The 15,944-nt window shown below is 45.0% G+C and carries 14 protein-coding genes; 7 read left to right on the top strand and 7 right to left on the bottom strand.

Translation table 11 applies throughout. From position 1 onward, the window contains the following. Positions 1-96: 96 nt before the first annotated feature. Entirely contained in the window at positions 97-1,812 is a 1,716-nt protein-coding gene (locus BSQ33_RS20440; protein ID WP_088135167.1) for a phospho-sugar mutase, read from the bottom strand. 353 nt (positions 1,813-2,165) lie between these two features. Here BSQ33_RS20440 and aroG point away from each other — a divergent pair, with 353 nt between their 5' ends. Then, positions 2,166-3,233, top strand: coding sequence for a 3-deoxy-7-phosphoheptulonate synthase AroG (aroG, locus tag BSQ33_RS20435; RefSeq protein WP_088135166.1), 1,068 nt, complete (start codon positions 2,166-2,168; stop codon positions 3,231-3,233). Between the two features lie 133 nt (positions 3,234-3,366). Here the strand turns inward: aroG and BSQ33_RS20430 are convergent, their stop codons facing one another. Beyond that, complete coding sequence (locus tag BSQ33_RS20430) at positions 3,367-4,701, bottom strand: MATE family efflux transporter (protein ID WP_088135165.1); 1,335 nt, start codon at positions 4,699-4,701, stop codon at positions 3,367-3,369. A gap of 336 nt (positions 4,702-5,037) precedes the next feature. Here BSQ33_RS20430 and BSQ33_RS20425 point away from each other — a divergent pair, with 336 nt between their 5' ends. Both BSQ33_RS20425 and BSQ33_RS20420 read left to right on the top strand, forming a co-directional pair. Further along, the gene (locus tag BSQ33_RS20425; protein ID WP_088135164.1) at positions 5,038-7,398 is read left to right on the top strand and encodes a Lon protease family protein; all 2,361 of its coding nucleotides are present in this window, start codon (positions 5,038-5,040) and stop codon (positions 7,396-7,398) included. A gap of 211 nt (positions 7,399-7,609) precedes the next feature. Then, positions 7,610-8,095 carry a GNAT family N-acetyltransferase gene (locus BSQ33_RS20420; RefSeq protein WP_088135163.1) on the top strand — a complete coding sequence of 162 codons (486 nt, stop codon included), beginning with the start codon at positions 7,610-7,612 and terminating at the stop codon, positions 8,093-8,095. 327 nt (positions 8,096-8,422) lie between these two features. Here BSQ33_RS20420 and BSQ33_RS20415 read toward each other — a convergent pair whose 3' ends face one another. Beyond that, positions 8,423-9,043 carry a Fic/DOC family protein gene (locus tag BSQ33_RS20415; protein WP_088135162.1) on the bottom strand — a complete coding sequence of 207 codons (621 nt, stop codon included), beginning with the start codon at positions 9,041-9,043 and terminating at the stop codon, positions 8,423-8,425. Between the two features lie 156 nt (positions 9,044-9,199). On the opposite strand from BSQ33_RS20415, the gene BSQ33_RS20410 reads away from it, so the two are divergent. The 3 genes from BSQ33_RS20410 (at position 9,200) to BSQ33_RS20400 (ending at position 10,985) form a co-directional block, all read left to right on the top strand. Then, the gene (locus BSQ33_RS20410; protein ID WP_232472004.1) at positions 9,200-9,718 is read left to right on the top strand and encodes a GNAT family N-acetyltransferase; all 519 of its coding nucleotides are present in this window, start codon (positions 9,200-9,202) and stop codon (positions 9,716-9,718) included. Positions 9,719-9,871: 153 nt separating this feature from the next. Next, entirely contained in the window at positions 9,872-10,423 is a 552-nt protein-coding gene (locus BSQ33_RS20405; protein ID WP_088135161.1) for a sugar O-acetyltransferase, read from the top strand. A 136-nt stretch (positions 10,424-10,559) separates the two neighbouring features. Continuing rightward, the gene (locus tag BSQ33_RS20400; RefSeq protein ID WP_088135160.1) at positions 10,560-10,985 is read left to right on the top strand and encodes an MAPEG family protein; all 426 of its coding nucleotides are present in this window, start codon (positions 10,560-10,562) and stop codon (positions 10,983-10,985) included. A gap of 174 nt (positions 10,986-11,159) precedes the next feature. On the opposite strand, the gene BSQ33_RS20395 is transcribed toward BSQ33_RS20400, so the two are convergent. From BSQ33_RS20395 to BSQ33_RS20380, 4 genes are all read right to left on the bottom strand, one after another. Then, positions 11,160-12,374: a glycoside hydrolase family 30 beta sandwich domain-containing protein gene (locus BSQ33_RS20395; RefSeq protein ID WP_198298205.1), complete on the bottom strand. Its 1,215-nt coding sequence runs from the start codon at positions 12,372-12,374 to the stop codon at positions 11,160-11,162. Between the two features lie 622 nt (positions 12,375-12,996). Further along, on the bottom strand, positions 12,997-13,233 hold the full coding sequence (locus BSQ33_RS20390; RefSeq protein WP_088135159.1) for a non-oxidative hydroxyarylic acid decarboxylases subunit D: 237 nt from the start codon (positions 13,231-13,233) through the stop codon (positions 12,997-12,999). Continuing rightward, on the bottom strand, positions 13,230-14,669 hold the full coding sequence (locus BSQ33_RS20385) for a non-oxidative hydroxyarylic acid decarboxylases subunit C (protein ID WP_088135158.1): 1,440 nt from the start codon (positions 14,667-14,669) through the stop codon (positions 13,230-13,232). Before BSQ33_RS20385 ends, BSQ33_RS20390 begins: the two co-directional genes overlap by 4 nt. Then, on the bottom strand, positions 14,670-15,263 hold the full coding sequence (locus tag BSQ33_RS20380; RefSeq protein WP_088135157.1) for a non-oxidative hydroxyarylic acid decarboxylases subunit B: 594 nt from the start codon (positions 15,261-15,263) through the stop codon (positions 14,670-14,672). A gap of 233 nt (positions 15,264-15,496) precedes the next feature. On the opposite strand from BSQ33_RS20380, the gene BSQ33_RS20375 reads away from it, so the two are divergent. Continuing rightward, positions 15,497-15,913 carry a MarR family winged helix-turn-helix transcriptional regulator gene (locus BSQ33_RS20375; RefSeq protein ID WP_088135156.1) on the top strand — a complete coding sequence of 139 codons (417 nt, stop codon included), beginning with the start codon at positions 15,497-15,499 and terminating at the stop codon, positions 15,911-15,913. Positions 15,914-15,944: the final 31 nt, after the last annotated feature.

The raw sequence follows: 15,944 nt of genomic DNA, 5'->3' as shown, positions 1-15,944 counted from the left end.
CGTGATCACAACCGAATCGCGGTACAGAGAGTCACCAATAAAAAAGAGCAGCGAATGCTGCTCTGGTTGGTTGTGTTACATATCAGATCAAATGTGTTATTGCAGATGGATCTGATGTTCGGCAATCAGCATACTTAATTGTTCATCGGCACGCTGCTGTGCATCCTGAAACGCTTCTTCTGCGGCAATATCAGTCGCCAGCTCGTAATAACATTTAAGTTTCGGCTCCGTACCGGAAGGGCGGACAATCACTCTGGCACCGCCATCCAATTGATACACCAACACATCACTCACCGGTAAATCAATCGATTCAGTCTGTCCGTCAGCCAAATGACGTTGCGATGTCTTATAATCTTCCGTCACCATCACTTGTCGTCCGGCAATCGTCTGCGGCGGATCGGCTCGCAATGCATCTCCGATTGGTGGCGTCTCTGGTGATAAAGCGATACTTTTCTGGGCCGTCACATACAGACCGTGCCGACGATAAATCGCTTCAAGCCGATCCCAGACCGTTTGTCCATCACGTTTGAGTGCCGTACACATCTGTACAAATGCCAGCAGTGTTGATAATCCGTCTTTATCCCACACTTGTGTACCGATGGTGTAACCCAGCGCTTCTTCATACGCAAATAAGAACGGCAGGTCTTCACGCTGTTGCTGCATGGCAACATTTGTCAGCCATTTAAATCCCGTCAGGGTTTTGAAATAAGTGGCACCATAATGATCAGCGATCTTCTCCAGTAAACTGGAAGAAACAATGGTATTACCGACCAGTGCTTGTTGCGTGTGTCCTTTCTCTAACAAATAATCGCCTAACAAGCTACCGACCTGATCTCCGGTCAACATCCGAAATTCACCTGAAGCCTGACGCGCTGCAACCGCAAAACGATCTGCATCCGGGTCATTGGCACAAGCCAGATCGGCCCCGACTTGCTCTGCCAATCCAATCACAAGATCCATTGCCCCCGGTTCTTCGGGATTCGGAAACTTCACCGTCGGGAAGCGACCATCGGGTTCACGCTGCTGGGCAACACTATGAACCTGTGTGAATCCGGCCTCCTGTAGCAATGCTTCAGCATAAGGCGCGCCAACACCATGCATCGCGGTATAGGCAATGGCAATGTCATTGCCACTGTTTTCCTGAGCACCCGATTGTAATAATGGATGCTGATGGACCGCCAGCCGATAGGCCTCATAGTAGTCATCACTCAACCATACGAGCCGCTGCTCTGCTTCAGCTTCGGTCAGACACATCGTGTTCAGTGGCTGCTGAGACGCCTGCTCAATTGCCTGTGCGATCCCTTGATCATGTGGGGGAATAATTTGTGCACCGTTTTCCCAGTACACTTTAAATCCATTATATTCCGGCGGGTTATGACTGGCGGTCACCACCACTCCGGCGGCCGTATTCAGTTGACGAATGCCATAAGCAACCACCGGTGTCGGAGCGACTTGATCAGTGAGGTATACTTTAATCCCCAATGCGGTGAGCACTGATGCAGTATCGTATGCAAAATCTCTCGAATCCAAACGACCGTCATGCCCAATGACGACGCCTCGTTCTTTGGCCTGATCGACCTGCTGAATCAGATAGTTGCCTAATCCGGTTGCCGTCTCCTGAATGACCAGGCGGTTCATCCGGTTGGGGCCACAGCCTACTTTGCCACGCAGACCGGCCGTCCCAAACGCTAAACGACCGTTAAACCGATCTTGCAGTTCTTCCTGATTCCCGGCATCAATCAATGCTTGTAATTCATCTTGTGTTGTCCGATCTGGGTCTCTTGCCAGCCAACGAGAAAATTGTTCATTCATGGGAGATACCTTTGCACTATTTCGTGATCTACATGTTTTCGTGATCCATAGTGTATGATAGATCACGGATTATTTGTGAGTACGCAATCGATAAATAATAGAAACCCTTCATCGCATTTCAGTCACAATGAGAGATTGGATACAATTTATACCTTTCTACGACACCCCTTCAAACGCAAGTGTACACTATTTTTTACAATAAACATTTAATGTAAAGATAGGTTTAATATTGCATTTATATAAAAAAAATGATTGCAACATAATATTGAACCCGATACCTTACGTAAGTTAAAACATCTGAGGGCGCCGCCCCCTTGATAGATGTGTCGTGATAAGAGAGGAAGAAGAACCGAATGTTTCAGACTGATGATGTAAAAATAAAACGAATTAAAGAATTACTCCCGCCGGTAGCCATTCTTGAGAAATTTCCGGCAACTGACGTTGCTTCTTCAACAACATTTAATGCGCGTAAAGCCATTCATAATATTCTGAATGACAAAGATGACCGTCTCCTTGTGATTATCGGGCCATGCTCTATCCATGATCCTGAGGCCGCAATTGAATATGGCAAGCAACTGAAAAAAATGCGTGATGAGTTAAGTGACAATCTGGAAATTGTCATGCGCGTCTACTTTGAAAAACCACGGACAACCGTTGGCTGGAAAGGTCTCATCAATGACCCGTACATGAATGATACCTATAAGATCAATGAAGGTCTGAAAATCGGACGTAAACTGTTGCTAGAGCTGACCAATCTGGGCATGCCGACTGCCAGTGAGTTTTTGGACATGATCACCCCACAATATATCGCTGATCTGATCAGCTGGGGCGCAATCGGGGCGAGAACCACAGAATCACAGGTTCACCGTGAGTTAGCCTCTGGTCTATCGTGCCCGGTCGGGTTTAAAAACGGCACCGATGGTAACATCAAAATTGCAGCGGATGCGATTCGCTCGGCACGTGCATCTCACCACTTCCTTTCTGTGACTAAATTTGGTCATTCCGCGATTGTTGAAACCGCCGGAAACCCAGATTGCCACATCATTTTACGTGGTGGTAAAGAGCCGAATTACAGTGCCAAACATATTCAGGACGTCAAAGATAAACTGACCGAAACCGATCTGCCGCAAAAGGTCATGGTTGACTTCAGCCATGCGAATAGCAGTAAGCAGTATCAGCGCCAAATGGTGGTGGCTGAAGACGTTTCAGCACAACTTGCCAATGGCGAAGATCAAATCTTCGGTGTGATGATTGAATCGCATCTGGTTGAAGGACGCCAAGATTTAGTCGATGGACAAGCCCTGACTTATGGTCAGTCGATTACTGATGCATGTATCGGCTGGCAGGATACGGAGCAAGTGCTACGTCAACTCTCAGCTGCGGTTGAAGCGCGTCGCAAAGCAAAAGCGGATCGCGCTTAAGGCAGTCAGCGTTTATCCCCTCCCGGCTTGATTCAAGCATAACGCTGTGAATAAAAATCCCGCTTGTAAGCGGGATTTTTATGATCATTGCGAACCATTGCATCGCGAATCGTCAATCTTAGCCAAAAAGACCTCAGTCAGACGAGACCGTTTGTTCGATCTGCCGTATCGTTCTCCGATAGATCAACCAAGCACACAGACCCGCCAAGATGTTACCGATCATCGAACCGAGATAGATCCCTTTCAGTTCCGCTATCTGCGCACCGATCCACAAACAAGGAAGGAAGAAGACAAATAGCCGCAACGCAGAGATCACCAACGCGGTGTATGATTTTGCCAATGCATTTTGGATCGATACCATCAACATACAAATTCCCAGCGGGCCAAGACTGATCGGAACAAAGATCAGATGCCACCGGAGTAATTGTTGGATCATCGTAACATCAGCCATCCACATCACAATCGAACTCGCCAGAAAAAAGACCAATACCGCAAATACCGTCTGAAAAATCAGCACGAACCTCACCGCGATACCGACCAGATGGCGAATCTCAGTAATTTTTCGCTCACCAAGCATTCTGGCAACCATTGGCGGCATTGCCATCGTAAGCGCCAATACAGCCACCAGCGAGAAAAACTCAAACCGTGACCCCACCGCCCACGCAGCAACGGGTTCGTTGCCGAATGACGCCAGAATGTGGGTTGCCATCATCGAAGAAACAGGCGGAAGTAGCTGACTCACGGTTGCTGGCCCCATCACCTGCAAAATCGACTTCACACTGGCCCGGATATCCAACCCTTCCCATTGAAACGACATCCAATGGCGGGACAAGACTTTCACCGCAACCACCGCAATACCAATCCCAAACGCACAGATTGTTGCCAACGCTGCACCATTGATCCCCAAATCGAACGAGAAAATAAAAATCGGATCCAGAATCAAGTTGACCAAACTGGTCACCATCATCATTGTCCCGGGGAGGATCGTATTACCATTGGCACGACAGATACTATACAAGAAGTACAACGTTGCACCGGTCCAGGCACTGATCAGCCAGACAATCCAATATTGGTCGATAATGGGAAATACTTCCGGTGTCGCGCCCAGTAATGCCAGAATCGGATGGCGGAGCAGATAGATCAGCACCGTCAACACTGCCACACTGATACTACCAATTGTCAGGATCAGGCCACCCAGCTGTTTTGCATCCTGCAACTTGCCGGCCCCGAGAACGCGGGCAATCACAGATGTGGTCGCGATACCCAGCCCGACCTGCAAACCAATGATGACCATTTGCATCGGCAATGTGAACCCTTGGGCAGCCAGTGGCAACACACCCAGTTGCGCGATAAAAATACTGTCAACCAACTGGAATCCCATCAGAGAAAGTACGCCAAAGACCATAGGCCAGGTCATTTTGAAAAGCTGGCGACCCAGCGATTGCGGAACATTTACAGTTTTCTGCATAAAAATAAAAACTCTTCTCTCGTCAGAAAAAATCAAACATCATCGACACATTGCACCCGACTATCAGCATGGGACATCAGCATAAAACAAAAATGGCATTCGGCCTGGCGAATTACGCTCATCTTTATACTGTCGGGCGAAAAGGAACGCTAGTCTACTGACTCTATGCTGATTATCAAAGCACTCTTTCCCGGTCACCATAATTTCATGATTCAGTTACATTTCATCATAAACTGCTGCTTATTTGTCCAATCAGATACTAATCAGCGCTAAGTCACTAAAAATGCAAACAATTACATCTACACTGAATAAAAAAAGGAAAGGCGTGAGGGAATCATGGCAATCGAACGACTACAAACACATCAGCTTTATCATGTTGCCAAGCTGGAAAATCTGTCCAGTAAGTCCACAAAAGATTTACCCCCTATAGATGAGATCGTCGGGCAAGAACGGGCACAAAAAGCAGTTGAATTCGCCATGTCGATCAAGGAGAAAGGATACAATATTTACGCCATCGGCAGAAACGGACTCGGTAAACGCACGATGGTGCTACGCTATCTGAATCGCCATCAACACGACCCGGATGCCCTGTTTGATTGGTGCTACGTAGCCAATTTTACCGAAAGTCGGACGCCAAAAGTTTTAAAACTGCCACTCGGGCTTGGCAATCAGTTGCGTCAGGATATCGAAAAGTTGCTCGAAAAACTGGTGGGTGCGATTCCACTGGCATTCGATAACGAGTTGTATATCGGCCGTGCGGAACAGCTCAAAAACCAGCTCGCCGCCAAGCAACAAACCGAGTTAGAGCAAATTACCAACGATGCGAAGGAAAAAGGCGTCAGCCTGATCATCACGCCACAAGGTGATTATCAGTTTATCGCCATGAATGGCGATGAGATGCATACCGAATCCACATTTGAGGCATTAACCAAAGAGGAACAGACTTATTTCGGAGAAACCATTGACGCACTGGAAGTCAAACTGCGAAATATGGTTCGCCAACTCTCTGAGTGGGAAGAAAGCTACAACGAAAAAATTAAAAAACTCAATGATGAAGTCACCGGCGAAGTGCTCAATCACTTTATCAAAAAACTTAAAAAGGATTATTCCGGTTACCCGGAAATCAAAACCCATCTTGAAGATCTGCGCAAAGATATTATCGACAATGTCGATATCTTTCTGGAAGAAAGTGGCGAACAGGGTGAGATCTCGGCAGCCGCGTTGGACAAAAAATTACCACGTCGCTACAAAGTCAATGTGTTGGTCAGCCACCCGAAAGACTGCTTTCCAATCGTGGTTGAAGAAAATCCGAATTATCACTCGCTGTTCGGCTATATCGAAAACGCCACCTACAAAGGGACTGTATTCACCGATTTTTCACTGATTCGCTCAGGGAGTTTACACCGTGCCAATGGCGGGGTTCTGCTTATGGATGCGATTAAGGTGTTGGAACGGCCCTACGTCTGGGATGGTCTGAAACGCGCGCTGCGTTCACGTCAGATCAGCATGACGTCGCTGGAGAGAGAAGTCACGTTAAGTGGTGCGATTTCACTGGATCCCGAACCCATTCCACTGAATGTAAAAATCATTCTGTTCGGGGATTACCGGACTTACCAACTACTGACGAATTATGATCCTGAGTTCGGTGAACTCTTCCGGGTCACCGCTGATTTTGAGGATGAGATGCCTCGCAACGCAGACTCAGAACTACAATATGCACGATTTATCTCCAGCTTCGTGCACGACAACAACCTACTCCATTGTGATCGCAAAGCGATGGGGCGCATCATTGAACACAGCTCCCGCATCGCCGGAGATCAAAATAAACTGTCACTACACTCAGCACATATCGCAAATCTACTCCGCGAATCAAACTATGTGGCCAAGCAAGCCAACTCGAATATGATTCGTCAGGGGCATGTTGATGCGGCACTGCACAATCAGGAACTACGGGTTAATCGTATCCAGCATAATGTGATGGAAGGATTTCTCAACGGCACCACGTTGATGCAGACGGAAGGACATGCGATCGGCCAGGTGAACGCGCTGTCGGTACTCAGCACCACCGATCATATGTTTGGCGTGCCGAATCGCATTACGGCAACCACCTGTTACGGTGATGGCGACATCATTGATATCGAACGGAGTGTTGATCTCGGTGGCAGTATTCACTCAAAAGGCGTGATGATCCTCACCGCATACCTCCATTCGGTTCTGGGTAAGAATGCTAAACTTCCGCTCACCACAACACTGACGTTTGAACAATCCTATGGCGGTGTTGATGGTGACAGTGCCAGTATGGCGGAGTTCTGCGCCATCCTTTCGGCTTTTTCAAAACAACCCAACCGGCAAGATATTGCGATTACCGGCTCAATGAATCAGTTTGGCGAATCGCAGCCGATTGGCGGAGTGAATGAGAAAATTGAAGGATTCTTCGATGTATGTGCGATCAAAGGCCGTCACCCGCAACAGGGGGTCATCATTCCCCGCTCCAATGTACATAACCTGATGTTACGCAATGATATTGTCAATGCCATTGAGAAGCAGGAGTTCCATATCTGGGCGATAGACCATGTCACCGAAGCGATCGAAATCTTCACTGGCAAACCCGCCGGCACTGCAACTGAAGACGGTAGTTATCCGATCAATTCGATCTTTGGGATTGCCCAAGCCAAACTCAACGCAATGCGTAAGTAAGCAGCATATGAGTCGGGGTAAATTGCGCTTTACCCCGCTCCCTTTCTCGTGCTGTCTCAACCAACCCGTAGCCCATCAAAAAATGCATGCTTTATCCCAAATAAATCAGTAGGATATCAATCTAGTTCCAAATAGACCGATCACAAATTCATACGGCAGAACTGCAAATAAAGTCGTCTATATCGCTCGTTATATGTTAGGAGTTATGGTCATGATCAGAGAAATCACAAAATCGGAGTTTGAGTCGTTTTGGCCAACATTTTCTTCGGTAATTCAGGCGCAGGAAACTTACGCATTCGATCCGAATATGACGTTAGCAGAAGCATTCGTGCTCTGGTGTGAAACCCCACTGCAAGCCTATGCTTACATTGAAAACGATGTTGTGCTGGGGACTTATTACATCAAGCCCAATGCATTAGGGCCGAGTCGTCACATTTGTAACTGCGGTTATATGGTCTCAAGTGCAGCCAGAGGTAAGGGGATCGCGCGTCAAATGTGTGAACATTCACAACAGAAAGCGCTTGAATTTGGCTTTAACGCCATGCAGTTCAACAGTGTCGTGTCAACCAATGAAATCGCGGTCAGGCTATGGCAGAAGCTCGGTTTTACGATCATAGGAACCATTCCGAAAGCCTATCAGCACGCTCAATTAGGATTTGTTGATAGCTACATCATGTACAAATGGCTGCGGACATAATCGATTGTTCAAGTGGGGTTAGTCATCGTTTGAAGTGATGACTCGCGTCGGTTTTCAATTCAATGTGACTCATTTTGGCCAAAAGGGCAAACCCCGTCATTTACGATATAATTTAGGCTTTATACATTGATCATTTTATAGCCCTGATATAGTGTTTAACGGTGTCGATAAATAAATGTAAAATGGAAAAGCATGAAAGCTGAGAAAAGAAAAGTCACTCAAAAGATGATCTATCGTTCTGTTGCGAGTTCGACTGCGATTGAAACTGGCGACTCCATAAAAACCATTGAGCGAAAGCTTAAATCTAATAAGAAAAAGCACGCACATTTAACACTCGCTAGCTAAAACTCCTTTGACTAACCTTGCTGTATATTGGTAATCGCCACTCAATCCTGCCTGTATAGAAGCGATATAGAAGTCTTTATTTTGATCCCATAAGCTGTAGTCAAGGAGTCCATATCCCGCTTCTTGACTCATATAATCGATAAGCAATCGGCTAATTCTACCATTACCTTCTCTGAAGGGGTGAATCAGGATAAATTCGACGTGACTTTCCGCAATAAATGCAATGAGTTCTTCTGTCGTCATTTTATCAACATATTGTATTTGCGATAGATATTTTGACTCAAAATCATCAATCATTGGGCTAATTTGGCGTGGTACCGTAAACTCGAAGTCATCCTTCCACATTCTAACATTTCTGATTTTTCCAGCCCAAGAGTACACATTACCAAGCCATTGTCGATGCCAATTCATGATAGTTTGGAAACTGAATTCATCATCAATCACTGTTTTTGAGAATAGTTTTTCGTATAGTTTAACGAGAAGATAGGTCTCAACCTCATTCATCTCCTCAGCATCTACAATTCCCAGCTTGTTTAAAAGAACTGAGTTTCCAGACCCCGGCTGATATTGCGTTTCTTCAATATCGACATCATATCTTGACATTGGTACTGCATCTTAGTTAAACCTTTTGTGTAGTGTAGGAGTGCATAAAAAATAATTCAATGCAACGGACTATTCACTCTTGGATACAAAATATTTTTGTGAGCAAGTCTACTATTTTTTACAATCATTATTCTCCATAACAAATTGAATTGATTAATGAAAGAAACGATAAAAATACAAACCTACTCACCAGAATGGGCCCGAGAGATTGCTGACTTGTTTTATCAGTCGGTACATGCCATTGACCCTTCGGTGTATACACCCGAACAAAAGGAAGCTTGGGCTCCAACACCGATTAACTATCAGTTGTGGGCTGAGCGGCTCAGTCACAAGCAGCCATTCGTGGCAATCATCGACAACCGAGTTGCCGGTTTTATCGAGCTTGATAGTGATGGCCATATTGATTGCACCTATACACATCCAGATTTTCAGGGAATCGGGGTTGCCACTTCACTTTATGAACACTTGCTTGCAAAAGCGACAGAAGCCGGTATCGAACGCTTATACGTTGAGGCATCGCTTATCGCTAAACCTTTCTTCGACCGTCGTGGCTTTGCTGTGGTCAAGAAGAATGAAGTACAACGCAACGGCGAGTCCCTCATCAATTTCTCAATGGAAAAATATCTTCACCCAAATCACCGGATACCCTCGTCAGACGTGAGTTGGCATGAGTAAGTCACATTTGAATGGCATGCTTATTTGACCACGTTTCTGACGATGTTTGCTGAGGCCAATGAAAGTGAGAGCGCATACACATCGTTGTTGTGCAATCACTGATATTTTAAAGTCATGTAAGTAAGACACACATACTAAAATGGTAATGAGAATATGAGTGAATTTGAGAAAATGGGCTTAGGTTTGGAATTTGACGCAACCAGTTCCGAGTTTGCTGAGTTGAGAAATGCAGCATTTGAGTTACTGAAAGAAATCAATTCACGTCAATTTGAAGCGGCCAAACCTTACGTTGTCCAATTATTCAAGCATGTGGGAAACAATACGGTCGTATGTCCGCCATTCCTCTGTGAATATGGAAAAAGCATTTCTATCGGTAACAATACCTACATCAACATGGGTGTCACCATGCTAGATAATGCACCGATCACTATCGGCAATGATGTTCTAATTGGCCCAAGTGTCCAATTTTATACACCGGCCCATTCATTGGATTATCGAAAACGCAAGAATTGGGAATTTCAGTGTTTACCAATCGTCGTCGAAGATGATGTCTGGATCGGGGGAAATGCCGTGATTTGCCAAGGTGTCACCATCGGTGCACGCTCGGTTGTCGCAGCAGGCGCAGTGGTGACCAAAGATGTGGCACCGGACACCTTAGTGGGTGGCATACCGGCTAAACTTATCAAAACGCTGGATAGCGAGTAGCAAACACATCACTCAACGCACGACGCTTTTTTTAGCTTAAAATAATGATTGGCTTCAACTTCGCTTGAGGTTTTATATAGACAAGCTATGGACAAGAGATGGGTTTAACCGTTGGGCAATATAACGAGGAAAAGGTATGACGGCTATAGATTTATATACAACATCTTACTGGGGTATTTTTACGATGCTTATCACATGGCTGATTCAAAGTCTTGTGGCATCTGTATCGAAAGGCTCTCAGCCAGGAGCTGTTCCCGGGAAAATTGACGAATCACTCAGTCACGACTCATTTGTGTTCAGATCCCACCGTACTTTTATGAACTCGCTGGAAAATCTCCCAATCATGTTGGGGACATCATTTTTAGCCATTCTCATGGGAACAAATGTATTTTGGACCGGGATTTTTATCTGGGTTTTTGCCGGAGCAAGAATTGTACATATGGTGCTCTATTATGCGATTGCTACAGAAACCAACCCGAGTCCGCGTTCCTATTTCTTCTTACTCGGTCTATTGTCCAATATCTGTTTACTGGTTTTGTGTGGGCTCACCCTTACCTCATGAGCTCAGGTGATCATCAAGCTCACACCTTAAAAACACGTGAGAGAACAAAATAAGCCAATAAACAAGCTCCCGTCATCATGAAATGAACCTTGAGCCACCATTTTGTTCAAGATGGTACTCAAGGTTCATTTGAAAGGTAAAAGGTGAAGGGGGATTCACCTTTACCGACATCAATTACTCAGAAACAAATGTCATCACTGACCAAGGGTCTGCGTAAGCCGTAAAGCGATTGTTACTCACTGCGTATTTGCCGCCATAACTGACGTTCTTAGACGCTGATGTCACATATTTTGTCATTGAACCAACAGTGCCGTTTTGCAGCGTAAATTTCAGTTCCTTATGAGAGTTGCTTCGGTTGACAACTGCAACAACCAGTTTGCCGGAGCGGTTTTTATAAGCCGTCACATAGACATTACTCTCTGGGACTTCAGTTGCTGCAATACGGACATCACCCGGACGAATGAATTTTGAGTATTGTGACATCACATAACCACGTTTACTGATGTTACCATTCTCACTTAACAAGCCATAACTACGGCGAACATACCACCAGATATAAGCGCTATAATTCGCAACCATACTTTGATGCAGCTCTAAACCAACATCCATGGCTTTATTCCAGTTATTTCCATCTTCATTATCGGTATAGTGCTCTGTCATCCAAAGTTTTTTACCTTTTTGCAATGCAAGCGGATAATTTTTGGGTTTCACACCATACAAGTGACCGCCGATAATATCGACATGGCTACTAGCTACAGAATTATTTAAAATTGGATCAGAAAGGGCAGGATTAAAACCTAATGATTCAGGCGCTAAGATTTTAAGCGAAGAGTCCAGACGCCATCCTTGATCATTCAAATAATTGACAAAATCTGCACCGGACCAGTCACAAGACTCATAATCTGGGTGCCAGTCTGGTTCATTTTGGATAGATAACGCATAAATTGGTGCATTTTTACCGGCCATATAATGGGTAAAATCCATTAAATGGTTGGTATATCCCCAATAATGTTCTTTCTTCAGTTTACCGCCATTATTGACGTTGTTATTGGTCTTCATATAAGCCGGTGGAGACCAAGGTGTTGCCAATAGTTTGGCACCATAAGAATGAGCAATTTGAGCGGTCGGTACTTGTCTGTACCATTGGTTTGAATCAGGATCGATTCGCATACGCATGATGGATAAACCCATTTGACCATCGCCATTCCCAAATGCAGCGGTCGCTTGTGCTGATGTTAAATCATTAATCCACCCGGGGGCATTCATGCCGCCAAATCCATCAATTTCTTGATATTCGGCATTAAAATTCACATATACAGAACCAGCAACGGCATTTAAGCTCATCGAACTAAGCAAAAAAGCCGCTGAAATCCCAATTATTTTTTTCATCTCCATATTTTTCCAACCTTGTTAGTTAGTGTTAAATATTGTATGACAGAGGTAACTGTCAATTGATTTACTCACGCATACATAGATGTCTGACTTCGCAAAACTAAATGAGAACAACTGAATAACAGAAACCACTTAAAAATTATACGCCAACATTTTTATATTAAGCGATTTTGTTAACTATGCCACGCCATGAAATATATGTAACCCACAAAAATTAGAATATATGACTAGTGCCAAGTAATTACATACTAATTAAATACATTTAATTCAATAAATAGCTTATTTAATGTGATATAAAACGTATCAGATTAAATGCTATAAAAACAAATAATCTCACTTGGCGTAGTGACGATATAAATTATATTTAACCTTAACCTTCCATAAGGAACGCATGTTGAATATTACCTATTGATATATAAATAAAAAAATATATCATAAAATTCAAAACTTAATTTCTATAAAATATACGCTATTTGTCCTTTGTGTACACACGAAACAGCACGCCAGATAGAATATACAACTCTGAACATGAATGATTCGATCATGACGATTCAACAAAAAACACAAGAGAGCCACCCCAGTTGCAGTGCTCTCTTTGATACTTTCCCTTCCCTATGATTTATTGTTCATTCACAGGGAGTAATGGGGGGATTTCTGGCAATAGCAGTGCGTTATCGATATCTGCCTGCGTCATTTTAAACGCATCAGGAAAATGCTCGCGGCTTATCCGTCGAAGCGGTTCTGTTGAACGCCAAGTATAGAGGCATTGTTGGCATTGATAGACCGTCCATACATCAGGAACTGGCGACAGAGCAAGTGTCATTATCTCTTTATGGGCACAGCGTGGACAAATCATTGTTTACCTTCCTTTGCTTCATCAATCATACGAGTTAATTTAGATACCCATTCTTTCGTCTCAGGCAGATCTTTGACAGGCATACCGTAGTTTCCTCGATTATCCGGAGCGACCGGTGTTGTCGCATCGATAATCAATTTATCCGTCATCCCTGCCGGTGATGAGCCGGGATCCAGTTCAAGGACCGACATGTTATTCAGTTGAACCAAGTCACCTGCCGGATTCACTTTCGATGACATCGCCCACATCACTTGTTTTAAATCGAAAGGATCCACATCTTCATCGACCATAATGACCATTTTGACGTAGCCAAGACCATGCGGTGTGGTCATGGCACGCATCCCGACCGCTCTGGCAAAACCTCCGAAACGTTTCTTCGTCGAGATAATCACCAGTAAACCATGTGTGTACATGGCATTGACCGCTTGGACTTCAGGAAACTCAGCTTTGAGTTGCTGATACAAGGGGACACAAGTTGCAGGCCCAATCAAATAATCAACCTCTGTCCACGGCATTCCGAGATATAAACATTCGAAAATGGGATTGGTCCGGTAAGAAACCTTATCAATTCTGACAACGGCCATTCTCCGACCACCGGAATAATGTCCGGTAAACTCACCGAATGGCCCTTCAATCTCACGGACACCACACTCAATAACCCCTTCGAGCACGACTTCAGATCCCCAAGGCACATCAAATCCGGTCAACGGTGCTTTTACAATCGGATACGGTGCTTCTCTGAGCGCCCCTGCCATATCGTATTCAGACTGATCATATTTAAGTGGTGTTGCCCCCATCAGTGTGATGATTGGATCATTACCGAGCACAATCGCCACTGGCAGATCCTCGCCCCTCTCCTCTGCTTTATGCAGATGAATCGCAATGTCATGCATCGGAATCGGCTGCAAACCCAACTTTCTTTTACCTTTGACTTCCAGCCGATAAACTCCGACATTCTGCTTGTCAAAGTTGTCTGGATCCGTCGGATCCCGAGAAACTGTACACGCCTTATCGAGATAGAATCCGCCATCCCCATCGTTGAGCCGGAAAAGCGGCAGAATATCAAACAGATTGATCGCTTCACCATCAACCGTATTTTCAGCCCAAGGCGGGTTGTCCCGATACACAGGCGCCACCGGGAAATTATCCCAACGGCGAATAAATTCATCGATCTGTTTTTTCACCGGTGTATTGGATGGTAACCCAATTGATATCGCGTGATTTGGCCACGATCCAACCGTATTCATCGCCACTCTGGCGTCGGTAAATCCCTCGATATTATCAAACCAAAGTGCCGGAGCACCGTCACCAATTCTTCCGGCTGCATTGGCCGCAGCGCCAATATCTGGTTCCGCCTTCACCTGCTCGGTAATTCTCAACAACTGGCCTTGCTCTTCTAACGCATTTAAATAACTTCTTAAATCATCAAAAATCATTCACGATTCCTCATCATGTCTATTGGTTGTTTGAGAAAGACCTTGCCAGCGTTTCGCAAACGGTGCATCCAGACCAAACTGGTCCAGCACTCTCGTGACAATATGCTGTTTAATATCTTCGACAGACTCAGGTCGGTTGTACCACGCAGGCATGGGGGGCACCATCGAGACGCCCATTCTGGCAAGCGCGAGCATATTCTCTAAGTGGATCGGATTGAGCGGCATTTCACGGGGCACAAGCACCAATCGACGTTGTTCTTTTAAGATCACATCAGCAGCCCGTCCAATTAAACCCTCAGCATATCCGGTTCGGATACCAGCCAAGGTCTTCATGCTACAAGGAATAATGATCATACCGTCTGTTCGGAATGATCCGGATGAAATCGCCGCCGCCTGATCCGCAGAATGGTACGTGGCGTCGGCCAGAAGACTAACGTCTCTGGCTGTCATCGACGTTTCGAGTTCAATCGTCGTTTTTGCCCAACGCGACATCACAAAATGTGTTTCTACATCCGGAATTTGCTGTAAAGCTTGCAACAGCGTGACAGCCAAAGGTGCCCCGGTAGCACCTGTCATTCCAACAATTAGCCTCATACACCCTCAGAATTTTAGTTTAACCACATTGTTCGTACACGAACAATGTGGTTAAACTAAATCTTATATACATAAAAAGCAATATTAAAATTTCAAATCAGTGATACCTCAGTTCCCTTGCAGCAACTTGGGTATATAATTAACAAAATACGTAATGAATGGATATTTTGCATGACCATATTTTGTGTCACATTGCGCCCCTCTTTCATTAAGACCAAGGATAACCTGAACAAATGACTCAACCATTAGATTCAGCTGTATTTCACTTAATGCGGAAACTATTTCAAGAACATACATCCTATTGGCAAGAAGCATTACCCCATGTGACAAAACCACAGTTTTCGGTTTTGCATGCGATTGCCCAATCTCCGGGAATTGAGCAGGTTGATCTGGTGGAGGCCGCCATTACCACCAAAGCAACACTGGCAGAACTATTGGGCAGAATGGAAAAACGGGGGCTGATTAACCGACAGCATGGTACGCAAGATAAAAGACGCCGCTTTGTCTATTTAACGACCGAAGGTGAACAGCTTTACCATGATTCCATGGCAGTCGTTCAATCACTTGATATGCAGTTTCTGGGTCGGATCTCAGCAGCGGATCATCAACAATTGTTGCGTATTCTGAATACATTATCCGTCAGCCGTTAAACACTCCCCCAAACGTCAAAAGCACCGACGA

It is taken from the genome of Vibrio gazogenes, assembly GCF_002196515.1.
In the GTDB taxonomy this organism is placed as follows: Bacteria; Pseudomonadota; Gammaproteobacteria; order Enterobacterales; family Vibrionaceae; genus Vibrio; species Vibrio gazogenes_A.
This window is presented reverse-complemented; position numbering and strand designations above follow the sequence as displayed.